Here is a 26,177-nt window from a genome sequence, read left to right as displayed (position 1 = left end):
TGATTAATTATCTATCAATATCCTAAAATACAATTTAATTTAATAATTTTAAACACTCAAAACCAAGTATTATATGCAATAGATTGCAAATACTGAAATTTATTTATTTTACTTCTAATACAAGCAACTATTTTTTTAATAAAATTGGAATAATTGAAAGTAAAAATAATAATACATATGGCGAAACTACCACAAAAGTAGCTTTTGCAGTCGATAATTTATGAACAACTTTGAATCCTTTTACAGAAACATATAAATACCAAATTGAAAATAGACTAATCATTCCAAGGAACGCATATAAAATTGTTTGCTGTGAAGAAGCTGGTAAAATCATAGCAAGTGAAAATGAAGATGTAATTGTTCCTGTAACTAAAACTAATGCAGTTCTAAGAACTTCACCTATTACTACAATTGTGTAAGCATTCATTACAACACCAATACTTTTACTTAGTTTAGCTTTTGAACCCATAAAAATACTTAAGACGTGAGAAACTATACCTTTAAATAAAGGAACCATCACTGCAAAAGATAATAAGTACCCTATGCCTCCACTTATAACAGATATTTTCATTATCTTAGCAACTGCATCTGCATTAGTCATATCAATTGTTGGATTTTTTGCAAATTGCTTATAAAATAAATCTTTATATGCATCAATTTGTAAAAAATACATAGCTCCTGCTATTACAGCAAATATAAGTATATATATCCATACATATGTTTTTCTATTTACATCTTCCATAACTTCATTTGGCGAAGTTATTATTTTAGCCATTCTAGCAAATATATTTAACTTTGGCTGCAAATTTTCCTCTTTAAATTCTTCTAAAACTTCTTCTGGTATCTCAATAAAATCCATATCGTTATTCACTTCACTAGTATCTTTCTCCAAATCCATTTTATACCTCCATTAACATTTTTTTATTTGCTTCTTGTACATTATATTGCTTTGTTTAGATTTTGTCAATATTTATATTTTTTTATTCATAACGTAAAGCGTCTATTGGATCCAATTTTGAAGCCTTATTTGCCGGATATAATCCAAATATTATTCCAACTCCCGCAGAGAACAACCATGCTATAGCTACAGTCTTAATATCTGTCGACGGTGGAACTTTAACAAACGACGACAAAATATGAGAAAACAATATTCCAAGCAATGTACCTATAATGCCACCTATAGCTGAAATAATCACAGCTTCTACAAGGAACTGAGTTAAAATATCTTTATGTCTAGCCCCTAGTGCTTTTCTAATACCAATCTCTCTAGTTCGTTCTGTAACAGAAACTAGCATAATATTCATTACACCTATTCCACCAACTAATAATGAAATTGCTGCTATTGCACCAACAACTGCAGTTAGAATTCCTAACACTTTGCTAATGGATTCAAGATTTTGTTCTGCCGAATAACCTTTATATTTGTCTGAACCAATCACTTTATGTCTTCTCTCAAGTAGATTCGTTATATTACTTATAACTTCTTTAACTTTAGCATCTTTATTCAAATTAATATCTATTCCATAAACTCTATCGCCAATTCCTAATACTTTTTCAACAGTGGTAAATGGAACATAAATATTTTTAGGCGGAGAATATCCAAACGCATTACTAAACATTGATTTTGGCTCTTCATAAACACCTACAATTACAAATGTTAAATTTGATGTTCCTTTTTTCACTACAAGCTTTTCGCCAATTACATCCGTCCTACCAAATATCTGCTTTGCAAGACCCTCATCTACAATTGTAGTAAATCTTTTCGAGTTAATATCAGATTCAATTATAAATCTACCCTTAACAATTTTTAAATTTTCAATTTTTTGATAGTTACTAGAGACTCCATTGGCTGATACATTAACTTCTTTTTTTGTAGTTTTATTGTTAACACTGCCATTAAAATTAATGGAAACTGAACTTGCTTTAATATCTTTTTTAAGTGCATTCTTTATTACATTGACATCTTCATGATTCATATAATCTTTGGTTAAAATATCTTTATCCCAGTCCGTAGTTATATATATCCTCTTTACACCTATACTTTCAAATTCTTTTCCAATAGCTGCTTCTGTTCCATTACCAAGAGCAACCACTGCAATTACAGAAGAGATTCCAATAATTATCCCAAACATAGTTAGAAGAGATCTCATTTTATTAATTCTTATTGCATTTATTGCAATAGCAAAACTTTCAAAAAAATTCACAAGATATTCCTCCTATATTTTTTCTAAAATATCAATTTTTCTTTCATCAGAAATAATATTTCCATCTCTAAATGTAACTATCCTTTTAGCCTGATCAGCTATTTCATGTTCATGTGTAACAATAATAATAGTTGCACCTTCATTATTTAAATCTTTAAAAATCCTTATTATTTCTTCTGTAGATTTTGAATCAAGATTACCTGTGGGTTCATCAGCTAAAATTATTGAAGGATTACTAACTAAAGCCCTTGCTATTGCAACTCTTTGCTTTTGTCCACCTGAAAGTTCATTTGGTTTATGATCAATTCTATCAAGAAGTCCTACTCTTTCAAGAGCTTTTTTAGACAATTCATGTCTCTTTTTTGAATCCACTTTCCCATATATAAGTGGAAGTTCAACATTTTTAAGTGCACTCGTTCTCGAAATTAAATTAAACGATTGAAAAACAAAACCTATTTTTTTGTTTCTTATTTGAGCAAATTCTTCGTCTTTTAGAGTTTCTGTTTGAACATCATCCAAAACGTATTTTCCTTTAGTTGGTCTATCAAGACATCCTAAAATATTCATAAGTGTTGATTTTCCAGAACCTGAAGCTCCTATTATTGCAATAAAATCACCTTTCTCGATTGTTAAATCAATTCCACGAAGAGCTGGAACCTTAATCTTTCCAGTATCATATATCTTCCAAAGCTCGTTTATCCTAATCATTAGTTCATCGCCTCACTAACTTTAACTTTGCTACCTTCTTTCAAAGAATCTGTAGGATTAAGCACAATTTTATCTCCTTCATTAATATCTTTATTAAGTACTTGAACAACTAAATCCCCTGATATACCGAGTTTTACCATTTTTTTAGATAGAGTGTCTTCTGTATTTACAACAAAAACATATTTTTCGCCTTCTTTTGAAGTATAAATAGATTCATAAGGAATAACTTTTGCTTCCTTTTCAAACGCAGTATTAATTTCTACGTTTGATGAAAAGTTAGGTTTTAGCCCTTTTATATCACCAACTATTGATATTTCAATAGGAACAATTGTTTCATAACCCTGTCCATTAGAAATCGACTGTGCGCTAGGAGAAATTTCGCTTACTTTACCACTATATTCCTTTAAAGTTCCGTCACTCTTCACTACAACTTTTTGACCAAGTTTTATTGAATTAATATCATATTCGCTTATATTAGTTTTTACAACTAAATCTTTAGTATCTTCAATTTTTAATAATGGAGTACCTTGGCTTATATTATCAAATTCTTTCAATTTTAACTCAACTATAGTCCCGTCAATTGGAGCCTTAATATACGTTTTTTCAAGCATTTCATTTAATTTTTCTAAATTAATTTCATTTGATTTTATATTTAATTGTTGAATTTTAATCTTTGATTCATTTCCATACCCTTTGTATTCTCTTAAAGTTGAAGCATAATTATTTTTAGCTTTCTCATAAATGCTTTTAACAGCATTTAATTCAGCTGTACTAATAGCACCAGATTCATAGAGTTTTTTATTGTCATTATAGTTTCTTTTTGCATCTTCAAGATCATTTTCAGTATTTCTAAGTGCAATATCAAAATTACTTTTGCCACTTTTATTTAATTCTCTAAGAGATTCTTTAGATATCTCAAGAGCAATTTTTGCCTCTTCAATATTTCTTTCAATATCTGTTGAATCTAGTTTTATAAGAATATCACCCTTTTTTACCCAATCACCTTTTTTTCCTATAATACTAGTAATTTTACCAGACAAATCACTATAAAGAGTTCTAGAATCTTTTGCAACAACTACTCCATTTGTAAATACTGTTGAATCAACGTCTTGTTTTACTACTTTTTTAACAGACACAATACCATCAATAGAAGAATCTCCATTTTTACTTTTTACTATCGCAAAAACAAAAAATCCTACAATAGCTGCTGCAATTAGTACTCCGATCAAAATATTCTTACGAGATTTTTTACCATTAGTCAATTTTATTTCCTCCTTTTTGTAAATCTTACAATAACTCTTTCCACATAATAACTGCATTTTCTTTATTATCTTGATAATAATTAGGTCTAATTCCAACTGAAATAAAACCTAGTTTTTCATATAAACCTATTGCAATAGAATTACTTTCTCTAACTTCTAAAGTAATTCTAAACATATTACTTTCTTTTGCAACATCTATTAAAGAACTTGTTATTTTTTTCCCATATCCATAGCCTCTTCTTTTTTTTCTAACAGCAATATTGGTTATATGTGCCTCATCAACAATAAACCACATACCGCCATAACCAATAACCTCATCATTATCAAGGAGTACATAATAATGTGCTAATTTATTCTCTGTTAATTCTCTAACAAATGTTTCTGCTCCCCAAGGTACTGAAAAACTTTCAACTTCTAATTGATATACCATATCTATATCTGAAATTCTCATTTTTCTAAAAGCAATATTAGACATTTCCTTGTCCCCTTATGAAATATTATTACAAACACTTATACTTAAAGTGTTTTATTTGTTAAATTTTGTTCATATTTTGTCTCAGCTTCAGTTTTTCTTAAATAAATTGCTGATACTTCGTCATATTTTTTACTAACAATACCTTCCTTAATAAAAGCTATGGCAAGTGAACTCGCGCGTTGATACTTGTTATTTTCATTCACAAAAATAGCATTATCACCAAAATTTTCTTTTATTATTTCTTTATGAGAATTAACACCATCACCTAAAAAAGCAATCTTTTTATGTCCTTTTTTTAACAATTCAATAAGTTCATCAATCAATATACACTTATCTTCAAAAACATTTTTAAGACCATCTTTTTCAGAACTATATATAGCAGTATATATCTGATTTCGCCTTGCATCTATCATAGGGCATATTATTCCATCAAAATCAACCATATTATATGCCATTCCTTTTAGTGCAGAAACTTCTGCAATTTTAATATTATGAGGATGTGCCAATCCTTTAGCTGTTGATATTCCAATTCTAAGTCCTGTAAAAGAGCCTGGTCCATTTGCTACAACAATTCTATCAACATTTTCGATTTTCATATCACTTAATTCAAACAATGTTTTAATCATACTCATTAATTTTTGAGAATGAGTTTTTGGATTATTTATCGATATTTCTCCAATAATTTTATCGTTTTCAAGTAGAGATGCACTTGCTATTATACTTGATGTATCAATAGACAATATTTTCATTACTTTCCTCCATATTTTTATATTCATTCCATAAGTTTTGAATTTTATTAACTTTTTCCTTCACAAAAGAATTTCCGCTTTTTATTGTAAAAACTCTATGATTATAATCTTCACCTAGTCTTATATCAATCCAAATATTATTCTCTGGAATTATTTCTTCAACTAAATTTGCCCATTCAATTATATTTATTGCATCTGAAAAAAAATATTCTTCATATCCGATTTCATACATTTCTTCCACATCAGAAATTCTGTATACATCAAAGTGGTTTAATTTAACTTTACCTTCATATTCATTTACGATTGTAAAGGTTGGACTCGTTATATATTCGTCTATTCCTATTTCTTTAGCAATAGATTTTGAAATTGTTGTTTTTCCGGCTCCAAGATCTCCAGTTAAACAAACAATATCGCCCTTTTCTAATACCTTTGCAATGCATCTACCTAAAGTAAATGTTTCTTTTTCTCTAGCAGTAATTATCTTTATCACTTTAACACCTCAAAACAGTTTTATATTTACATTATGTTCTATAATCTCAAAATTTAAAATTCATTCACTAGATAAGTATACTAAATTTATATTATAAATACTAATCCTCTTATATTATATACTACGATAAAAAAGTTTCATTAACATTTCATTAGAATATAATAAAAAATAACCAATGAAATTTTACTTAATAACTGTATTTACTAAATAAATTCTATTGATTATTTTTTATTTAATTCTCATATATTTATATTAACTATTACTATTTTCTTCTACCCATGATTCTTAATAAAAATAAAAACAAATTAATAAAATCTAAATATAGCATAAGTGCACCTGCAATGACGTATTTTTGCATTAATTCGTCATTATTTATACCTCTTAAGCTAATTGCTTTAAGTTTAGATGCATCATACATAGTTAAACCACAAAATATAAGTACTCCAATATAAGAAATAGCTGTATACATAAAAGAACTTCTCATAAAAATATTAGCAACTGATGCCAATATTATACCAATCAAGCCCATAAATAAAATTGATCTCATCTTACTTAAATCTGCTTTTATTGTCATACCTATCATAAACATTGATCCAAACATTCCAGCTGAAATAAATAATACCATAGCAATAGAACTAGACGTATACATTAAAAAAATAGATGATAAAGTTAATCCATTTAAAACAGAGTATAAAACCAAACCTATTGATGCTTTTGCTGCACTCATTGTACTTAAACTTCTTGTAAGTTTCCATACTGCAAAAAATTCAAGCCCTATAAGTGCAGAAAAAGTTATATTACTACTAAAAATAAATCTTAATAGCCAGGGAGAATTAACTGTATATAGTGAAACCACTCCCGTAAAAGATAATGCAATTGCCATCCATAAAAATACCTTATTTATAAAACTTCTTTGTAAACCTTCAATTTCATAATCGCTTTTTTCTCTAACAAAATCGTTCATAAACACCTCTCACTCACTTATATTTTCTACTATTTATTATATACAATTTTCCCATTTATTATTGTGTATTCTACACTTGACATAATATCAAATGGATGATTATCCCATATTACAACATCTGCATCTTTTCCTACCTTTAAACTACCAACTTTATCGTCTATTCCAATTATCTGAGCCGCATTTATTGTGATAGCTTTAAGCGCTTCCATTTCATCAAGACCATTCTTTACTGCAAGGGACGCTAAAAGTGGTAAATATTGAAGTGGTACTACTGGAGAATCCGTCATTATTGCTATTTTAACTCCTGCTTTAGATAAAATACTTGGAGTATCAAAAGTTAAATTTTTAAGTTCAAATTTACTTCTATCCCCAAATGAAGGTCCTACAATTGCATTATAACCTTCTTTAACTAATTCATCAGCAATAAGGTGACCTTCCGTGCAATGATCTAAAGTTAATCCAAGATTAAATTCCTTTGCAATTCTTATAGAAGTTAATATATCGTCAGCTCTATGAGCATGTGCTTTTAAAGGTATTTCACCATTTACAAGAGGAAGTAAAGAATGCATTTTAAAATCAAATCCTGGTTTTTTAGAACTATCTTTCTTACCTTCTTCAAGTTTATCTCTGTACTCAAAAGCCTTAAATAAAGTATTTCTTAGTTCAGATGCAATTGCCATCCTAGTGTTTGGCGACGTTTTTTTATCTGAATAAACTCTTTTAGGATTTTCACCAAAGGCACATTTCATTGCAAGTGGTGCTTTTATTATCATATCATCAATTCTTTTTCCGTAAGTTTTAATAGCAGCAAATTGTCCACCAATAACATTTGCACTACCAGGACCTGTTGCACATGAAGTTACTCCACCTTCTAAAGCTTCTTCAAAAGTTCTATCCATAGGATTTATAGCATCTATTGCTCTAAGCTCTGGAGTTATTGGATTCGTCATTTCATTGCCATCTGCGCCTTCAAATCCTATTGCATCTTCCCACATTCCTAGATGACAATGTGCCTCTACAAAGCCTGGAAGTACTAACTTTCCACTTGCATCAATTACTTCTTTAGCATCTTCCTCAGAAATATTAAGTCCAATTTCTTTAATTTTACCATCTTCAATAAGTAATGAAGCTTTTTCTAAAATTTCACCTTCCATAGTAATTATTTTTCCGTTTTTTATTAATAGCATATTCTCATCTCCATATTTTATTAAATTATATTAGATCTATATAGGGTATTTTTCATTATTTGCAAGCTAAATCAATCCAATTATATTTACAAAATAAGTATATAAAAAAAATTATACATTAGTCAAGTGACTAATGTATTAACTTTTTTTATTAGTATGGAAGCTTTATCATAACTTTTATTTTTCCATCATTATAAAAAGCTTTTATTTCTCCATTATGAAGTTTAACAATACTTTTAGTTATTGCAAGTCCAAGACCACTTCCTTGATTAGATGAATTTCTTGACTCATCAACTTTATAAAATCTATCAAAAATCTTATTAGTTTTATCTTCATCCATATTTAGGGAATCATTTATAACATAAAATATAAAATTTTCTTCACTGTCTTTTGCGCATATTTCAACAAGCGAATTTGGATTACTATATTTAAGAGCATTACTAATTAAATTATCAAACATCCTAACTATTTTTACTGGGTCTGCATAAATCTCTTTTTTTATATCTTCAACTGTAACTTTTAACTTCAATTCCTGTTTTTCAAAAAGATCTTTATACTCTTCTACAATCTGATCAACTAGTTCAAAAATACTTATCTTTTCAAGTTCTAATTTAAAGCCTACATTAGAAAGTTTTGTAAAATCGAATAAATCGGCAATAAGTTTTTTTAATCTTTCTGATTTATTATAAACAATATCAACGTATTCATCAAATTCCTCACTAGTAGTATATTTCTTGTCCTTTATAAGGGTAATATATCCTATAACAGACGTTAAAGGAGTTTTAAGATCATGAGATATATTAGTTATAAGTTCATTTTTAGTATTTTCTGCCTTTCTTTCAAGTTCAATCTTTTGTTTTAAATTTTTACTCATTAAATTAACTCGTCTAGCAAGCTTAGCAAGTTCGTCTTTACCATGTACAGGAATTTTATATTCTAAATCTCCAGAAGATATATATTCAATTCCTTCAGTTATTTTAAGTAAATATTTCATTTTTTTATTTGTTAAATAAAAAAACAAAGCAATTGATACTAAAAAACTAAGTATCAGCGGAATAAAACTATCCGAATTACTTATCTTAATAATTTTACCTTCCGGTACTTCGGAATAAATATAATAAGCAAGTTTTCCATCATACTTTAAGGTTTTCATAACAGTGTAATCATTTTCATCAAATTCCGCTTTATTTTGCGAATTAACTTTATCTATTACATCTCCAATATTAATATATTTATTTGTTTCATATGGATCCGTTGAAATAATAACTTTACCAGAAATATCTACAATTTCTATTAATGGAAGCTCCGGTCGTTTTACTAATAATTTTTTTATCTCATTAAATAATTTTTCTTTATTGAAGCTATTAAAATCTTGATCTTCTAATTTATTAAAGGTATTTACAGCAAGCATTTCAATATTGTTAATACTTTCAACATAATCAACTATTGGAACTGTAGTAATATTGTCTACTAAATCATAGAAAAAGCTATAGGACACTACTCCTACAATTAGGCAAAAAAATACAATCACTAGTATTTTGAGTCTTATGCTTTGCCTATAATTATTAAAAAACTTTGAATAATGATTTGTTTTTCTTTTATTTACATTCATATTGCTATCCCTCAATCATATAGCCAACACCCCAAACTGTTGATATAAATTTTGGATTTTTAGGGTCGTTCTCTATCTTCTCTCTGATTTTTCTTATATGAACCATTATAGAATTTTTTGCTCCATAAAATTCCTCATTCCACACACTTTCGTATATTACTTTATTAGTCAACACCCTATTTTTGTTTTTTGCCAGCAATACCAAAATTTCATACTCTATTGGTGTTAACTTTATTTCTCTAGGTTCTCCTATTATTTTTACTTCTCTATTTAAGAGGTTAATATGAAGATTATCTATTTCTATCACATCTTCACTAGTCATATTATTCATTTGATTTCTTCTTATTTGCGATTTAACTCTTGCCGTAAGTTCAAGTGGATTAAATGGTTTTGTCAAATAATCATCCGCACCAGAAGTTAAACCATATATTTTATCCAGATCTTCTGATTTTGCCGATAGCATAATAATAGGTGTTATACTATCTTCTCTTATTTTTACACAAGTTTCTATACCATTCATAATAGGCATCATAACATCTAAAATTATTACGTCAACTGAATTTTCTTTCAGCTTTTCAAGTGCAATTAATCCATTTTCTGCTAATATAGTATTATAACCTTCGCTTTTCATATAAATATCTATAAGCTTTCTAATCTCATTATCGTCGTCAACTATTAATATTACAGGGTTCATAAGTCCTCCCTTAATCACTATAACATTTTTTTATATTTTCTTAAATCATATTTACCCATAATCCAAATTGCAAGGTCTCCAGCTATAATACCAGTAAGAATACCTCCTAGAACATCTGATGGATAATGTACAAATAAATATAGTCTTGAAAAAGATATCATTATTGCAACAAAAAAAGCCAAATAACCTAAATTAATTTTTTTATAAAACAAACTACTCTTATATATTACATATGCTGCAGCAATTGAAGAAGAAGTATGTCCCGATGGAAATGAATATCCACTAGGCTTTTTGATAATTAAATCGATATATTTGTATACTTCAAATGGTCTTGGTTTCATCAATATATTTTTAAATATCAGATTACAAATAATATAACTTAATACTAAAGCTAGTAATACTAAAAACCCTTTCTTTCTTGTCTTTTTCACTACTACCATTATAATTGCTACAAAAATCCAGACAAGTCCCGTGTTTCCTATAGTAGTAAAAAACTTCATTACATTATCAAGAAATTCACTTCTTAAATGATACTGAATCCATAACAATATTCTTAATTCATTAAACACTATTGTACACATTATTTCACTTTCCTTTTCATTTTCTTTTTATTTTTATACATTTTTTTATCTGCACTATTAAATAATTCTTCATATGTTTCTCCGTCTTTAGGATATTCACTAATTCCATAGCTAAAATTACAACTATACTCACTACAGTTTTTATAAATGTTTTTCTGCAAGTCTATAAATTTCCCATTTAATAATTTCTTGTTAGATTCAAAAAAAACACCTATAAATTCGTCGCCACCAAACCTAGCAAAAATATCTGATTTTCTAATAACCTCATTTATCAATTTAACAAATTTATTTATTGCTTTGTCACCAGAAGCATGTCCATATTTATCATTAATAATTTTTAAATCATTTAAATCAAAAACAACAAATAGAAATTTCTCTTTATATCTACTTGATTTTTTAACTATATGATCAACATGCTCCTCCAAATATCTTCTACTAAAAACACCCGTTAATTTATCATACTTTGATAAATTAACAACTTCTTCATAGAGCATGAAATTTTTAATAGCAACTTCTATTTGAAATTTAACTAATTTCATTAGTTCAAGATCATGATTATCAAATATATTATTATAAATACTATCAATATTAATAATAGCAATTAATTCCTTGTCCACTATTATAGGAGCTGAAAGAACTGACGATATATTATAAAATTCACTATTTTCTTTTTCAAATTTTGGAAAAACCAAATCTTTAATGCCTTTTATATTATTCGATATTTTACATTCATCCATTTTACCATCAGTTGATTTATATAGGAAGAGTTTCTCTTTATCCAAATAAAAATTATTTAATAAATTATCATTATAGCCTACTGACGCTATATTATAAAATTTATCATTTTTATTTAAAAAAACTGTTCCATAATCTGATGCACTTATAATTTTAACTATTTTTTTTAAAATTATTTCAAACAAATCTTCCATATTATTTACATTTAACATAATTTGATTAATTTCAAGCATAGCAGCTTTTATCTTAAGTAATTTCTCTATCTTTTCTTCTTTTTTTCTTTGTTTAGTAATATCAACCATTAATCCTACCAAACCAACAATTTCATCTACATCATTTACAAAGCTCGATTTATAGAATAGTACATCATGAAGACTTCCATCTTTATAGGTTATTTTATCTTCATAAAGTTCTTTCCCTTTTTCACTTAGTAACTCATTATCTATCAGTTTATGAACAATTGCTTCACTGTCAATAAGAAGTTCATAAACATTTTTACCAATAATATCTTTTTTTGATTTACCAAAAAACTCAGCAAAAGATTCATTACAGTACCTATAAACACCTTTATTATCTTTAAAATAAAGAGGACTTGGAACTGTATCAATTAAACTAACTAAAAAACTTAAATCAGTAGTAATTGATATAGTTTCTTGAATTTTCTTTATATCATTATTAACTTTTTCATATATATTTGAATTTGTAATCATAATATCACCTTCAAAATATTATCATAATAATATATTATATACCCCAAAATTTATTATATAATAACATTATTAGAATTAGCTTAGGAAAGGAATAAAAAAATGCTTTATTTAGATAAACGATATCATTCACTAAATTATGAACTTCGAAAAACTTTTAATACAAAAGTAATTAAACTTTCAATAGACGGAAATTTTACATGTCCAAATAGAGATGGTAAAAAATCAAACAAGGGGTGTTTATTTTGCTCAGAACTTGGTTCAGGTGAATTTTCCGGCACTGGTAATAGAGAAGATTCCATAGACCTACAAATTAATAAGCAAATAAAATCTTACGAGGATAAATGGCCAAATGCTAAATACCTTGCATATTTTCAAAATTTCACAAACACATATGATACTATTACTAATTTAAAAACTCTTTATTATAAAGCACTAAACAATAATAACATTAGTGGTATAGTAATAGCAACAAGAGTAGATGAACTTTCAGATAATGTTATTAAATTACTTAGTGAAATTAACAAAACTCATTTTTTATGGGTTGAAATTGGACTTCAAACAAAATTTAATAAAACCCATAAATTACTTAGAACCATGTATACAAAAGAAGATTTCTTAAGGTCTTATAAGCTTCTAAAAGCTAATAATATAAAAACTGTAGTTCATCTAATCGCAAATTTACCTACTGAAAACAAAAAAATGTTTCTAGAATCAGTAAATTTTGTTTCAAAATTAAAACCATATGGCATAAAACTTCATATGCTTAATATTTTAAAAAAAACTGATCTAGAAACATATTATAAAATTCATCCTTTTGAATTTATGTCAAAAGACGATTATATTAATCTTATATGCGACTCTCTTGAAATTCTTCATCCAAGTATTTCTATTCACCGAATTACTGGTGACGGTGCAAAAGACTTATTAATTGAACCTAAATGGATTCTTAATAAACGGTATATATTAAATGGAGTAGATAAAGAATTAGCAAAAAGAGATTCATATCAAGGAAAATACTATAAAGATTAACCTTTACATTTTCATAGATAGGGATACTTTTCCTCTATCTCTATCTATTTTTATTATTTTTACGGTAACATTATCTCCAACCGATACAATTGCCATTGGGTTTGATACGAATTTATTGCTTAATTCTGAAACATGTACTAATCCATCTGTTTTTATTCCTATATCAACAAAGGCACCAAAATTTACAACGTTTCTTACCGTTCCATCAAGTACCATTCCTTCAGATAGGTCATCTAATGTAAGTACATCACTTCTAAATACAGGTTTTGGCATATCTTCTCTTGGATCTCTTCCTGGTTTTCTAATTTCTTCAACTATATCTTTTAATGTTAATACACCAAGGTTTACTTTTTCTGAAAGCAATTTATATCCATTTTCCAATCTTTTAATATTACTAAGTTCTTCATCTTTTTTCGAATTGTTATTTTCTTTTAGAACTCTTAAAGCTTCAAATCCACCTCTCGAACTAATTTTTTTCACTTTTTTAACTTCCAAAGGTGCAATATCAGTAATTCTTTTTTCAATATCATTTAAATTCGAATTTTTAACATCATCAATTGTATATCCTAATTCATTAAGAAGTTTAAGAGCATTATCATAAGACTCTGGATGAATTGCAGTATTATCAAGTGGATTTTCACTTTCAAAAATTCTTAAAAATCCAGCACACTGCTCATAAGCCTTATCTCCTAATCTTTTAACTTTTTTTAGTTCTTTTCTCGATGTGAATTTCCCATTTTCATCTCTATAAAGAACAACATTTTTTGCTATTGCATAAGAAATTCCTGAAACGTATTTAAGTAGTGATGGAGTTGCTGTATTTAAATCTATTCCTACACTGTTAACACAGTCTTCAACTACGTTTGTAAGTGATTGATCTAATTTTTTTTGATTTAAATCATGTTGATACTGACCCACACCAATACTTTTAGGATCTATTTTAACAAGTTCTGCAAGTGGATCTTGTAATCTTCTACCAATCGAAATCGCTCCTCTTATTGAAACATCAATATCAGGATATTCTTCTGTTGCGAGTTTTGAAGCCGAATAAACTGACGCTCCCGCTTCACTTACAATTGTATAGTATACTTTTCTATCAATTTCTTTAATTGTATCAGCAATAAATTTTTCTGTTTCTCTTGAAGCAGTACCATTTCCTATAGGAATAATATCTACTTTATATTTATTTATTAATGCCTTTACTGTGACTCTTGCATCTTCAATTTTGTTTTGAGGTTTATTTGGATAAATTGTTTTGTAGTCCAGTAATTTTCCTGTTTTATCAAGAACAGCTAGTTTACATCCTGTTCTATAACTTGGATCTACAGCAAGTGTAATAGCATCTTTTACTGGAGGTATTAAAAATAACGGTTTTGTATTTTTTGCAAATACTTTTATCGCATCCTCTTCAGCTCTTTCAGAAAGCATATTTCTAACTTCTCTTTCTACAGAAGGAGCAATTAATCTTTTATATGAATCTTCAATAGCTAAAGTTAGTAATTCCCTACAATTTTCTTTTGCAATAATTTTCTTTGAAAGATGCTCAATTATTTCTTCATCTTTGGAAATTAGTTTTACTTTTATAAATTTCTCTTTTTCAGCCCTGTTTATTGCAAGAATTCTATGGTTTGCTATTTTTATAAGAGGCTCTTTATATTCATAGTACATTTCATAAACTGATTGCTCATCAAGTTTTACAGCTTTTGTTTCAAGAATGCCTTTATTGATATATGAATTTCTTATAAATTCTCTATAATCTGCATTATCTGAAATTTTTTCAGCAATTATATCAAGTGCCCCATTAATTGCATTTTCAACATTTTCAACTTCTTTTTCCTTAGATATATAATTTTTGGCAATCTCTCTAATTTCTTCAAGCGAATTTTCTTGATCTAAAATAATATTTGAAAGATTTTCTAATCCTTTTTCTTTTGCAATTGTTGCTCTCGTTCTTTTTTTTAGTTTATATGGTCTATAAAGATCTTCTAATTTATTTAAAACACTCGCCGCTTCAATTTTCTTCTTTAGCTCTTCAGTAAGCTTTCCTTGTTCGTCAATTAATCTAATTACTTCTTCTTTTCTTGTTTTTAAATTTCTTAGATATTTAAGTCTTTCATCAAAATCTCTAAGCACTTCATCACTTATGCCACCAGTAACTTCTTTTCTATATCTTGCTATAAAAGGAATTGTATTGCCTTCGTCAATTAAATTTATGGTATCTTCAACTTGTTTTACTCTAAGTCTTAATTCTTCACTAAGTTTTTTTATTATAAGCTTCATGCTATTCTCCTCGGTTTTCCTTCATTTTATACACTAGATACGAATCAATGAACAGATTAATATCCCCATCCATAACCGCCTGTACATTTCCATTTTCAACATTCGTTCTATGATCTTTTACTAAATTATATGGATGAAATACATAAGATCTTATTTGTGAACCCCATGCAATTTGAGAATAATCACCCTGAATATCTTCAATTCTTTCTTTTTGCTCTATGTCTTTTAATTCAATAAGTTTTCCCATCAAATATTTCATAGCAGTTTCTTTATTCAGATGCTGACTTCTTTGATTTTGACACTGAACTACTACTCCAGTTGGAATATGTGTAATTCTAACCGCACTATCCGTTTTATTTATATGCTGTCCACCTGCACCTGATGCTCTATATGTGTCAATTTTTATATCTTGAGAATTAATTAATACTTCATTATCCATTTCGATTTCTGGCATAATATCAATTGATGCAAACGATGTATGTCTCTTTCCCGAAGAATCAAATGGAGAAATTCTTACTAACCTATGAACTCCCTTTTCAGATTTTAAAAAACCATAAGCATTTAAACCCTTTATAAGTAAAGTTGCTGTTTTTATACCAGCTTCAGTATCTCTAATTAAATCAATTATCTCAATTTTATAGCCCTTTTTATCAGCATATCTTGAGTACATTCTCATTAACATCTCAGCCCAATCCTGAGCATCTAACCCACCTGTTCCAGCATGAATAGATAGAATTGCATTTAAATGATCGTATTCACCTGATAATAATGATTCTAATTTACTTTTTTCTATTTCACTATTAAAATATTCTATTTTTTCATTTAATTCATTTACCATATTTTCTTCTTCATCTTCTAAAAGCATTTCTATAAGAATATTTATATCTTCGTGTGTTTCCAAAAGAACATTATATAAATCTATTTTTAATTTTATACTATTAGATCTTTGAAGTACTTTTTGTGCTTTTTCATTATCATCCCAAAATTTTGGATTTAACATTTTACTTTCAAGTTCTTTTATTTCATTTTCTTTTGAATCAATGTCAAAGTGAATCCCTCAAATCTTCAAGTTTAGAATCAAGTGTTTTTGCTTCTAGTACGCATTTTTCAAATAGTATCATCTAACTTTTCACCCCTTTATATGTATCCTCTAAAAAATAGAGACATATAATATGCCCCTACTTTTTTTCATATCGTTCTTTAGTATTTTATAGCTTAAATAGAAGGAAAAACCACTTCTAAAACTTTAAAAATCCCTTTATTTTAATATGTTATATTGGCTCCGCAGCACTTTTTATATTTTTTACCACTGCCACACGGACAAGGATCATTTCTACCAATTTTTACGCCTCTTTTAACCGGTTTTTTAGTTTCTACGGGCCCTTCGTTAGTTATAACAGCTACTTTTTTTCTAGTAGTATCAGTTTCTACATTAACATTATATAATAGTCTAACAGTATCGCTTTGAATGTTTTCAGTCATTTCATTAAACATATCAAAACCTTCAAATTGATAAGCACGAACAGGGTCTTCATTACCAACTGCACGAAGTCCAATTCCTTGTTTTAATTGTTCCATTGCATCTATATGATCAATCCACTTAGAATCAACAATTTTAAGAAGTACATATCTCTCAAGTTCTCTCATTCTCTCTGAAGTAACTTCTTCTTCTTTTTCTTCGTATTTATTAAAAGCATATTCTAATAATTTCTTTTCAAGTTCTTCTGTTGTCATATCTAAAATATCTATTCCATCAAAATAATCTTTTGCTAAGAAAAATTGATGTAGATGATCAGTAATTCCTTTTAAATCCCAATCTTCAGGATACTTAGCTTCAGCTGTATAAAGAACCACAGTCTTTTTAACTATTTCTTCAATCATTCCAGTAATAAGATCTTTTACATCCTCACCTTCAAGTACTTTTGCCCTTTCATTGTATATAATTGTTCTTTGTTTATTCATTACGTCGTCATATTGAAGTACGTGTTTTCTAATACCAAAGTTTCTACCTTCTACTTTCTTCTGTGCACCCTCAATTGATTTAGATAAAATATTAGCTTCTATAGGCGTTTCGTCGTCCATTCCAATTTTTTCAACCATTGCTTTTATTTTATCACTTACAAATATTCTCATTAATTCATCATCAAAGGAAATGTAAAACTGAGTTGAGCCATTATCACCTTGCCTACCAGCACGCCCTCTAAGCTGATTATCAATTCTTCTTGATTCATGCCTTTCTGTTCCAATAATATGAAGTCCACCAATACTTTTAACTTTCTCAGCCTCTTTATCTGTTATTTCTTTATGTTCTTTTAAAATTTTATTATATGTTGATCTTGCTTCATGAATTTTCTCATCATCATATTCTAAAGGACTAGTCGCTAAATTTATTATTTCTTCGTCATATCCCATTTTAAGCATATCTTTTACAGTCATAAAGTCTGGATTACCACCTAAAACAATATCTGTACCTCTACCAGCCATATTAGTAGCTATAGTAACCGAATTAAATCTTCCAGCTTGTGATACTATCTCAGCTTCTCTCTCATGTTGCTTTGCATTTAACACTTCATGCTTTATACCTCTTTTTTTAAGTAATCCACTTAAATATTCACTTGTTTCGATTGAAATAGTACCAACTAAAACAGGTTGACCCGTACTATGTTTTTCAATAATATCTTCAATAACTGCCTTATATTTTCCTGATGCTGATTTAAAAATAACATCAGGCTTATCAACTCTAATTATTGGCTTATTAGTTGGGACTTCTACAACATCCATATTGTAGATATGAAGGAATTCCTCTTCTTCTGTTTTTGCTGTTCCAGTCATTCCAGAGAGTTTATTATACATTCTAAAGTAATTTTGAAGTGTAATAGTAGAAAGAGTTTGAGATTCTTTTCTTACTTTAAGACCTTCTTTAGCTTCAATCGCTTGATGAAGACCATTAGAATATCTTCTTCCAAGCATAATTCTACCCGTCATCTCATCAACAATTAAAACTTCGCCATCTTTTACAACGTAATCAACATCTCTTTTCATCATTACTCTTGCTTTAAGGGCTTGATTAACATGATGCTGAATTTCCATATTTTCAGGATCACTTAAGTTTGTGACACCAAAAAATTTTTCAGCTTTTTCAAATCCACTTTCGTCAGTTAAAACTACAGATTTTGCTTTTTCATCCATAGTGTAATCAATTTCATTTTTAAGAGTTCTTGCAAAATTATCTGCTAGTGTATATAAATCAGTTGATTTCGCACCTTCACCTGAAATTATAAGTGGAGTTCTAGCTTCATCGACTAGTATACTATCAACTTCATCAATTATTGCGTAATTTAATTCTCTTTGATTTTTATTTTCTTTATAGAGTACCATATTGTCTCTAAGATAGTCAAAACCGAACTCATTGTTTGTCCCATATGTTATATCAGCTCTATAAGCTGCTTTTCTTTCTTCACCTTGTACTTCGTGAATAACACAAGCGACTGTAAGACCAAGGAAATTATAAACTTTACCCATCCACTCTTTATCTCTTTTAGCTAAATAATCATTTACAGTTATAACATGAACGCCTTTTCCATCCAAAGAATTAAGATATGCTGCAAGAGTTGCCATAAGAGTTTTACCTTCACCTGTCTTCATTTCGGCAATTCTACCATTATGGAGAACAACCCCACCAAGAAGCTGTACCCTATAATGTTTTAAACCAAGAGTTCTAACAGCAGCTTCTCTTACTACTGCAAATGCTTCAGGAAGAAGATCATCAAGACTCTCACCCTTTTTCACTCTATCTTTAAATTCAATTGTTTTGTCTTTTAACTCTTCATCTGATAAATTTTGCATTAGCTGATCATATTTTTCAATTTTATCTACTGTTTTAAATAATTTTTTTATTTCTCGATCATTGAAACCACTTATAATTTTACTTACTATTCCCATTAACAAAATCCTCTCTTTATATATTAATTTATTATTTATTTATTATTTATTTATTATTTACCAATATCATTATATCATAACCTTACAAGAACTATATTGAAATTTAATTACGTATTTGTGTAAAAAGTGTAAACAAATAAATAAACTATGAAAATCAGAATTCAATTTTTCTAAATTCTGATTTTTTCAACTTTATTTATTATAATCTTGAATTATATGAAAATCTAATCATTTTATTATTTAACCCAAATGAAGATTTCATCATTGATGCTTGTACAAATATTATAATTCCTATTGTAATAAGTATATCTCCGACGCTCATAACTTTTGCAAGAGGATAAAAGGCGGGAATAGGTATAAATTTACTAAAGAAAAATTTTAATCCACTAAGTTGGTCCGCATTGATAAATCCCATAATTATTTCTTTATCAAAATACGAAATTAATGATTTTTTACCAGCAATTTCGAGTGCCTTATAGCTAATCGGCATATAAAAACCATTTAATATCATAATTACTATATTTAATATCGCTCCAAATAAAATAAATTTCATACCACTTTTTTTTATATTCAATAAAATTCCAATTATCATTAATATCACTGAAATAAATGGAACTAAGTAATAATATTCTGATAAAACATGAAATTTATTTAGAATAATAGGAGAAATTTCAACAACAAGAGAAAATATTATAAAAATAAGACCCTTAAAATATACATTTGCGAAATTTTCTAATCTACCTTTTCTAATTTTACCAATAATTAATCCTATAATAATAGCTTCTATATACATTATGCCCTCTCATTCCAAATATATTTAACTACAATTTTTATTATAATACAATTACATATTAAAAACAAAAAATTCAATTAATTTATTTTTTATAACATAAAAGAGATGCCTTTAAAGGCATCTCTAAAAAAATTTTGCTATTAAAATCCAGGTTCAATTAATCCATATTTTCCGTCTTTTCTTGCATAGACTACATTTATTTCTTCAGTATCACCATTTCTAAATACAAAAAATGCATGACCTAGAAGTTCCATTTGTAATACTGCCTCTTCAGGATCCATTGGTTTTACTGGAAATTTCTTTGTTTTTACAATTTCAAGAACTTGTTCTTCTTTCGAAGTTGGAATTTGCTCAAATCTAATTGTATCATGTCCTCTATATCTTTTTTCTAGTTTAGTTTTATGTTTAACTATTTGTTTGTTCAATTTGTCAATTGCCATATCAACCGAAGCATACATATCTTCTGATTCCTCTTGCACCCTAATTGCTGCATCATTTTTAAGTGGAATATATATCTCAATAACTTGAACGTTTTTATTTTTTCTTTTACTATGACTTAAAGTAACTTGTGCTTCTATATCACTTCTAAAAAATTTATCAAACTTTTCTAATTTTGATTCCACATGATTTTTTATTGCCTCACTTAGCGATAAATTTCTTCCAGTTACATTTACTTTCATATCTCCAACTCCTTTAGGTAATTACCAATTATTAGTATCATAAAAATAATAAAATCCAATTTTATCTCTTAAAAAAGAAACAAAATGAACTTTTAATTTTTTAACCCCTCCTTATTATTATGATACTTATATGTTACCCTGCATTTACAAGAATAAACACATTATTAAAATTTTTTATTTTTTTTATAAACATTATGTGCCTTATCTATTTTACTTATATTTGAATTGCTTCTATAAAAATTACTTGCACTAATTTTATTTATTTTTTTCTCTATATTTATAATTAAATCAATATTTTTTTTTAATTCTTGTAATTCAGTAAAATATTTAATCTTAAGTTCATCTAAAGTTTTTATATTATTTTCTTTCTTTATATCAAAAAAAGTATTATTGAATTCATAATCGATTTTTAATATCCTTTTGTCAATTTTATTAGTAGAGACATTTTCAGAATTATTTCTTAAAAGTTCCTCTTTTTCTTCTAAATATAGAAGCTTAATACTTGTAAGTTCAATTAATTTATTGAGTTTATTCATTGTGCACCTCGTTAATATCAAAAATAATATACCTTTTATAAACAAGTATATCACCAAATCAATAAACAAAAAAATAAAAATCTATTTCCTAAAGAAATAGATTTTTTGGAGCCAGTGATGGGACTCGAACCCGCGACCTACTGATTACAAGTCAGTTGCTCTACCAATTGAGCTACACTGGCGTATATGGCGACCCAGAAGAGACTCGAACTCTCGACCTCTAGCGTGACAGGCTAGCGTTCTAACCAACTGAACTACTGGGCCATAGTAGCATTAAGATACGTATACAATGAATACGTTTCAACACCAACATGATAAATAATACAAGAAAAACTGTATTTTGTCAATAGAATTACTAATACTTTTTAAATAAATATCTTATATTTAACGATTCTTTCCTGTACTTAATACATTATTTGCTTATTTGCTACTTTTTTATACAATTAAACCTCTATCTTTTAATATTCCTTCTAAATTGTCGTAATCAGATATCGTTATTTTATTAAAATTAAACTGTTTTAAAATAAGATATAGTATTTTAGAACCTGCAAAAATAATATCAGCCCTTTTAGGCTGAAGCCCTCGAATTTTATACTTTTCTTCTAAAGTAATTTTTGATAATTTTTCTATTTGTTTATTCAAATTTTCTAATTTAAGATTGTAATTATGTATTAAATTGCTATCATAATTTTCCATGCTTAAATCAATAGCTCCCATAGTTGTAATAGTTCCACCTATTCCAAAACAAATTTCAGGATTAAACTCCATAATTTTTCCATATATATTATTTATCTTATCTAAAATATCTTCTTCAAGATTGTTTATCTCTCTTAAACTTGGTATTTCTAATTCTATATATTTTTCGCTAAATCTTACAGCACCCATATCTATGCTTTCAGAAAATAATATTTCACTACTATTTCCAACTATGAATTCTGTTGATCCACCACCTATATCAATAATCAATATATTTTTATTATTAATCTCTATGCCTGAAAGTACTCCAAGATACCCTAAACGCGCTTCTTCTTTACCAGAAATAATATTAATATTTAAGCCAATATTTTGAAACATATTAACAAACTCACTCTTATTTAATGAATCTCTTACAGCACTTGTAGCAATAATATCTACCAACTTGTAATTGTCTTTCAATAAATTCTTATAATATTCTTTTATAGCTTTATAAGAAAGTTCCATAGATTTAGTTGATAACAATTTAGTTTCATTAACCTTATAACCCATTCTTGTCATGCTAAGTTTTTTATACGAATCAACTATTTTTTGATTTTTTACTTTTGCACACAACAACCTTACAGAATTTGAACCAATATCAATTACTGCATATTTGTGGTTACTATTACCTTTTTCCATTAAAACCATTTCCTCTTCTAGTTGATTTCATATTTTTCTTTAAGGTTCTTTGTTTATCATCACTATCCTTGATAAAATCAGAAAGTAAATCTTCAAAGCCTGTAGCTTTTCTTGGTTTATTTCTTGATGAAAAATCATTTGAAGGTCTAGCAGAAAAAGATTTTTTGTTGCTTTTATAATTTGATTTTTCATTAGATTTAGAATAATTATTTGTTTTTCGTTTAGTATCTGTTAGCGCCTTCGCTTTGGAATTTGATTTTTCTACAGATTTTTTTATCGATAAATTCATTTTACCTTTATCGTCAAGTCCAATTATCTTCACTTTAACTTCTTGATTAACCTGCAAATGATCTTTTACACTCTTAACATAATTATCTGCAACCTCAGAAATATGACATAAACCCGTCTTTCCATTAGACAATTCAATAAACGCGCCAAAATTTGTAATTCCTGTAACCTTTCCTTCAACAACACTACCAACTTCGAAAGCCATAAATTTTTTGTTCCTCCTTAAAATTAGAAAAACCTATTATCCATAATAATACAACTTATTAAATTATAATTCACCACAATATATATGTCAATTAAAGAATTTATTTATTATCTTCTTTTTTTTCACTATCTTGAATTATATAAATAATTTCATTTGGTTTTACCATATTTAACTTTTCCCTTGCAATTTTTTCAATTGCATCAAGTGATTCAGATTGTTTTATTTCTTCATTAATTTCTTCAATCTTTTTATTTGAATTCTTAATATTATTATCATAAAAAAGTTCTTCTTTTTTTAATTCATCAAATTTTATATTTTGATTGTATAAAGTATAAGAAATATAAACAGTAAACAAAACAAAAAATATTATTATTAATTTATTTCTTATAATAAATTTTTTTCTATTATTCATAGCATCATCCCTTAAGTATTATACAGTTCTATTATTTTAAACTGCAAGTCTATAACTTATCCAATTTGTCTATACAAATCTTTAGTTTCTTCTTTTTTTACATGTTCTTTAATAATTAAAATTTCAACTTCTATGCTTTTTTCTCCAAATGTCATCGTTACCTTGTCCCCAACCTTTACTTCACTACCAGCTTTAGCTTTTTTACCATTAATTGCTATCTTTCCTGCATCACAAGCATCTTTAGCAATTGATCTTCTTTTAATCAATCTTGAAATTTTTAAATACTTATCAATTCTCATAGTACCTCCAATGCCTCTAAAATTAATAATCGTCAATAAATAAAGAAAAACAGCTAAATCCCCACCATAGCAGCGAATAGTAGCATACGCAAACTTTAGGAACCTAGCTGTATATGTATTTATTAAGCGTTAACTAACTCTTTAAGAGCCTTTCCAGCTTTAAATACAGGTGCTTTTGAAGCAGGTATATCAATTACTTGCTCAGGATTTCTAGGATTTCTACCTTTTCTAGCTTTTCTATCTCTAACATCAAAAGTACCAAATCCAACTAATTGAACTTTTTCTCCACTTACTAAAGTTTCTTCAACACTTTTCATAAATGCGTTTAAAGAAGCCTCAGCATCCTTTTTTGTTAAACCTGTCTTTTCTGCCATACTAGTAACTAATTCAGCTTTGTTCACAGTATAACCTCCTCGATAAATAATATAATAGCTTTTGTTTAGCTATTTCTATCTTATATTGAAATGACCCCATTTTTCAAGCTTTTTTTGAAATTTCTTATAAATTTTCTTGTTTTTTTGCCTTATTCCACAAATTATCAAGTTCCTTAAGAGATATTTCCTCCATTTTTCCATCTTTCGCTAAAATACTATCTTCTACAAAGTTAAATCTTCTAATAAACTTCTCAGTAGTTTCTTTTAGTGCAAATTCAGGATTTACTTTATAAAATCTACAAACATTTACAACAGAAAACAATAAATCTCCTAATTCTTCACCTATTCTATTATGATTACCACGATTTCTTATCTCATTAAATTCATCAAGTTCTTCTGTAATTTTTAAAATTGCATCCTCAACTTTATCCCAGTCAAATCCAACTTCTTTTGCTTTTTTTTGAACTTTTGTTGCTCTCACTAATGAAGGAAGTGTTTTAGCTATTCTTTTCATAGAATCTGTTGTAGTCTTTTCGTTTTTTTCTTCTTTTTTTATTATTTCCCAGTTTTTAAGAACTTCATCTGAATCTTTAACATCAATATCTCCAAAGACATGAGGATGTCTATTTATTAATTTTTTTGATATCCCTGTAGTTACGTCATGAATATTAAAGTATCCATTTTCATTTGCTATAACCGAATGAAATACTATTTGAAGAAGTAAATCTCCTAGTTCTTCTTCTAGTAGATATAAGTCGTCATCTTCAATAGCTTCAATAACCTCATATGATTCTTCTAGCAAACTATCTCTTAGCGACTTATGTGTTTGCTCTCTATCCCAAGGACATCCATCAATAGACCTTAAACGTTTCATAATACTAATCAAATCTTCAAAGAAATATTTTCTATTTACTTCTTTACTTTCTTTTGGAACAAAAACAGAAGTTAAATGATCCATAATATCTAGCCTATCCATCTCAAAAAGAGGAACGTTAACTATTTTTTCAACACCTGGTATACCAGCACCTCTAATTACAGTAACTATATGATCATCACTGTAATATTCCATTAGTTTTAATTTAACATTTGATGCAACTATATTATCGTAAGTTTGAATAATAATGCTATCAACATCAACATCAATTTTGTATTTATCAAGCTCAAGTCCATTTAAAATTTTAAGTCCATGAACAGGATCTTTTTTTATAGATGTAATAATCGCATCTATAAAACTTGTTCCATGCACAAATTCCAAAGTTATTTCATCTAATTTTTCTGCTTTTTCAATCAATAACTCAACTGTTTTTTCTGCAACAAAAGGATTTCCAGGCACTGCATAAACTATATCATCAGATTTTGCTAAACTTATTAATTTATTTGCAATAGATTCATATACTTGATCAAATTCTTCATATTTATCGTAGTATTCATCAAAACTTTCAAAAGTAATACCATCCTTTTCTAAAGTTTCAACAATGGGATGCTTAATAGTCCTAAAGTAATTTTTATCTTTATTTTTCAAAATTTTAAAGGCTTCAATCGTTAAATACTGATCTCCACCTGGTCCTATTCCTACAACTGTAATTTGTGACAT

At 27.6% G+C, this 26,177-nt stretch carries 26 protein-coding genes and 2 tRNA genes; 1 reads left to right on the top strand and 27 read right to left on the bottom strand.

Annotated features, from left to right (window positions below; translation table 11 throughout):
• Positions 1 to 127 precede the first annotated feature (127 nt).
• The 13 genes from AACH12_RS01305 to AACH12_RS01245 form a co-directional block, all read right to left on the bottom strand.
• A complete protein-coding gene (locus AACH12_RS01305) occupies positions 128 to 898 on the bottom strand; it encodes a YIP1 family protein (protein ID WP_338536284.1) in 771 nt (256 codons plus the stop codon).
• Between the two features lie 82 nt (positions 899 to 980).
• Entirely contained in the window at positions 981 to 2,204 is a 1,224-nt protein-coding gene (locus AACH12_RS01300; protein WP_338536283.1) for an ABC transporter permease, read from the bottom strand.
• 12 nt (positions 2,205 to 2,216) lie between these two features.
• Positions 2,217 to 2,912: an ABC transporter ATP-binding protein gene (locus AACH12_RS01295; protein WP_338536282.1), complete on the bottom strand. Its 696-nt coding sequence runs from the start codon at positions 2,910 to 2,912 to the stop codon at positions 2,217 to 2,219.
• Positions 2,912 to 4,174 (bottom strand): efflux RND transporter periplasmic adaptor subunit, encoded by a 1,263-nt coding sequence (locus tag AACH12_RS01290; RefSeq protein ID WP_338536281.1) that lies wholly within the window; start codon positions 4,172 to 4,174, stop codon positions 2,912 to 2,914. The genes AACH12_RS01295 and AACH12_RS01290 overlap by 1 nt, the downstream gene beginning before the upstream one ends.
• Before the next feature lie 25 nt (positions 4,175 to 4,199).
• The gene (rimI, locus tag AACH12_RS01285) at positions 4,200 to 4,649 is read right to left on the bottom strand and encodes a ribosomal protein S18-alanine N-acetyltransferase (RefSeq protein ID WP_338536280.1); all 450 of its coding nucleotides are present in this window, start codon (positions 4,647 to 4,649) and stop codon (positions 4,200 to 4,202) included.
• Between the two features lie 41 nt (positions 4,650 to 4,690).
• Entirely contained in the window at positions 4,691 to 5,398 is a 708-nt protein-coding gene (gene tsaB, locus AACH12_RS01280) for a tRNA (adenosine(37)-N6)-threonylcarbamoyltransferase complex dimerization subunit type 1 TsaB (protein ID WP_338536279.1), read from the bottom strand.
• Positions 5,379 to 5,885: a tRNA (adenosine(37)-N6)-threonylcarbamoyltransferase complex ATPase subunit type 1 TsaE gene (tsaE, locus tag AACH12_RS01275; RefSeq protein ID WP_463671007.1), complete on the bottom strand. Its 507-nt coding sequence runs from the start codon at positions 5,883 to 5,885 to the stop codon at positions 5,379 to 5,381. Before tsaE ends, tsaB begins: the two co-directional genes overlap by 20 nt.
• Positions 5,886 to 6,150: 265 nt before the next feature.
• Positions 6,151 to 6,852 carry a Bax inhibitor-1/YccA family protein gene (locus AACH12_RS01270; RefSeq protein WP_338536277.1) on the bottom strand — a complete coding sequence of 234 codons (702 nt, stop codon included), beginning with the start codon at positions 6,850 to 6,852 and terminating at the stop codon, positions 6,151 to 6,153.
• A 29-nt stretch (positions 6,853 to 6,881) separates the two neighbouring features.
• Positions 6,882 to 8,039 carry an amidohydrolase gene (locus tag AACH12_RS01265; RefSeq protein ID WP_338536276.1) on the bottom strand — a complete coding sequence of 386 codons (1,158 nt, stop codon included), beginning with the start codon at positions 8,037 to 8,039 and terminating at the stop codon, positions 6,882 to 6,884.
• Positions 8,040 to 8,190: 151 nt separating this feature from the next.
• Complete coding sequence (locus AACH12_RS01260; RefSeq protein ID WP_338536275.1) at positions 8,191 to 9,651, bottom strand: HAMP domain-containing sensor histidine kinase; 1,461 nt, start codon at positions 9,649 to 9,651, stop codon at positions 8,191 to 8,193.
• A 4-nt stretch (positions 9,652 to 9,655) separates the two neighbouring features.
• Entirely contained in the window at positions 9,656 to 10,345 is a 690-nt protein-coding gene (locus AACH12_RS01255) for a response regulator transcription factor (RefSeq protein ID WP_338536274.1), read from the bottom strand.
• Between the two features lie 17 nt (positions 10,346 to 10,362).
• On the bottom strand, positions 10,363 to 10,914 hold the full coding sequence (locus AACH12_RS01250; RefSeq protein ID WP_338536273.1) for a phosphatase PAP2 family protein: 552 nt from the start codon (positions 10,912 to 10,914) through the stop codon (positions 10,363 to 10,365).
• Positions 10,915 to 10,925: 11 nt separating this feature from the next.
• Positions 10,926 to 12,371 carry a sensor domain-containing diguanylate cyclase gene (locus AACH12_RS01245; protein WP_338536272.1) on the bottom strand — a complete coding sequence of 482 codons (1,446 nt, stop codon included), beginning with the start codon at positions 12,369 to 12,371 and terminating at the stop codon, positions 10,926 to 10,928.
• Between the two features lie 99 nt (positions 12,372 to 12,470).
• On the opposite strand from AACH12_RS01245, the gene mnmL reads away from it, so the two are divergent.
• Positions 12,471 to 13,400 carry a tRNA modification radical SAM protein MnmL/YtqA gene (gene mnmL / locus AACH12_RS01240; protein ID WP_338536271.1) on the top strand — a complete coding sequence of 310 codons (930 nt, stop codon included), beginning with the start codon at positions 12,471 to 12,473 and terminating at the stop codon, positions 13,398 to 13,400.
• Positions 13,401 to 13,403: 3 nt separating this feature from the next.
• Here mnmL and AACH12_RS01235 read toward each other — a convergent pair whose 3' ends face one another.
• From AACH12_RS01235 to yabN, 14 genes are all read right to left on the bottom strand, one after another.
• Positions 13,404 to 15,680, bottom strand: a complete 2,277-nt coding sequence (locus AACH12_RS01235) for a Tex family protein (RefSeq protein WP_338536270.1) — start codon at positions 15,678 to 15,680, stop codon at positions 13,404 to 13,406.
• Position 15,681: 1 nt separating this feature from the next.
• Positions 15,682 to 16,801 (bottom strand): peptide chain release factor 2 gene (gene prfB, locus AACH12_RS01230; RefSeq protein ID WP_338536269.1). Its coding sequence is split into 2 segments (ribosomal slippage): positions 15,682 to 16,725 and positions 16,727 to 16,801, totalling 1,119 coding nucleotides; the frame shifts between segments, so codons are not numbered across the junction.
• Positions 16,802 to 16,943: 142 nt separating this feature from the next.
• The gene (gene secA, locus AACH12_RS01225; protein ID WP_338536268.1) at positions 16,944 to 19,622 is read right to left on the bottom strand and encodes a preprotein translocase subunit SecA; all 2,679 of its coding nucleotides are present in this window, start codon (positions 19,620 to 19,622) and stop codon (positions 16,944 to 16,946) included.
• 199 nt (positions 19,623 to 19,821) lie between these two features.
• Positions 19,822 to 20,415 (bottom strand): DUF5317 family protein, encoded by a 594-nt coding sequence (locus AACH12_RS01220; protein ID WP_338536267.1) that lies wholly within the window; start codon positions 20,413 to 20,415, stop codon positions 19,822 to 19,824.
• Between the two features lie 140 nt (positions 20,416 to 20,555).
• Positions 20,556 to 21,095, bottom strand: coding sequence for a ribosome hibernation-promoting factor, HPF/YfiA family (gene hpf / locus AACH12_RS01215; RefSeq protein WP_338536266.1), 540 nt, complete (start codon positions 21,093 to 21,095; stop codon positions 20,556 to 20,558).
• Positions 21,096 to 21,259: 164 nt separating this feature from the next.
• Positions 21,260 to 21,631: a hypothetical protein gene (locus AACH12_RS01210; RefSeq protein WP_338536265.1), complete on the bottom strand. Its 372-nt coding sequence runs from the start codon at positions 21,629 to 21,631 to the stop codon at positions 21,260 to 21,262.
• Positions 21,632 to 21,737: 106 nt separating this feature from the next.
• A tRNA-Thr gene (locus tag AACH12_RS01205) sits at positions 21,738 to 21,813 on the bottom strand.
• Positions 21,814 to 21,818: 5 nt separating this feature from the next.
• A tRNA-Asp gene (locus AACH12_RS01200) sits at positions 21,819 to 21,895 on the bottom strand.
• A gap of 171 nt (positions 21,896 to 22,066) precedes the next feature.
• Complete coding sequence (locus tag AACH12_RS01195; protein WP_338536264.1) at positions 22,067 to 23,005, bottom strand: Ppx/GppA phosphatase family protein; 939 nt, start codon at positions 23,003 to 23,005, stop codon at positions 22,067 to 22,069.
• Positions 22,992 to 23,498, bottom strand: coding sequence for a S1 RNA-binding domain-containing protein (locus tag AACH12_RS01190; RefSeq protein WP_338536263.1), 507 nt, complete (start codon positions 23,496 to 23,498; stop codon positions 22,992 to 22,994). Before AACH12_RS01190 ends, AACH12_RS01195 begins: the two co-directional genes overlap by 14 nt.
• 100 nt (positions 23,499 to 23,598) lie before the next feature.
• Entirely contained in the window at positions 23,599 to 23,910 is a 312-nt protein-coding gene (locus AACH12_RS01185; protein ID WP_338536262.1) for an FtsB family cell division protein, read from the bottom strand.
• Between the two features lie 56 nt (positions 23,911 to 23,966).
• The gene (locus tag AACH12_RS01180) at positions 23,967 to 24,209 is read right to left on the bottom strand and encodes an RNA-binding S4 domain-containing protein (RefSeq protein WP_338536261.1); all 243 of its coding nucleotides are present in this window, start codon (positions 24,207 to 24,209) and stop codon (positions 23,967 to 23,969) included.
• 122 nt (positions 24,210 to 24,331) lie between these two features.
• Entirely contained in the window at positions 24,332 to 24,631 is a 300-nt protein-coding gene (locus tag AACH12_RS01175) for an HU family DNA-binding protein (protein WP_422388910.1), read from the bottom strand.
• A gap of 76 nt (positions 24,632 to 24,707) precedes the next feature.
• Entirely contained in the window at positions 24,708 to 26,177 is a 1,470-nt protein-coding gene (gene yabN, locus AACH12_RS01170; RefSeq protein ID WP_338536259.1) for a bifunctional methyltransferase/pyrophosphohydrolase YabN, read from the bottom strand.

The organism is Helicovermis profundi (assembly GCF_033097505.1).
In the GTDB taxonomy this organism is placed as follows: domain Bacteria; phylum Bacillota; class Clostridia; order Peptostreptococcales; family Acidaminobacteraceae; genus Helicovermis; species Helicovermis profundi.
This window is presented reverse-complemented; position numbering and strand designations above follow the sequence as displayed.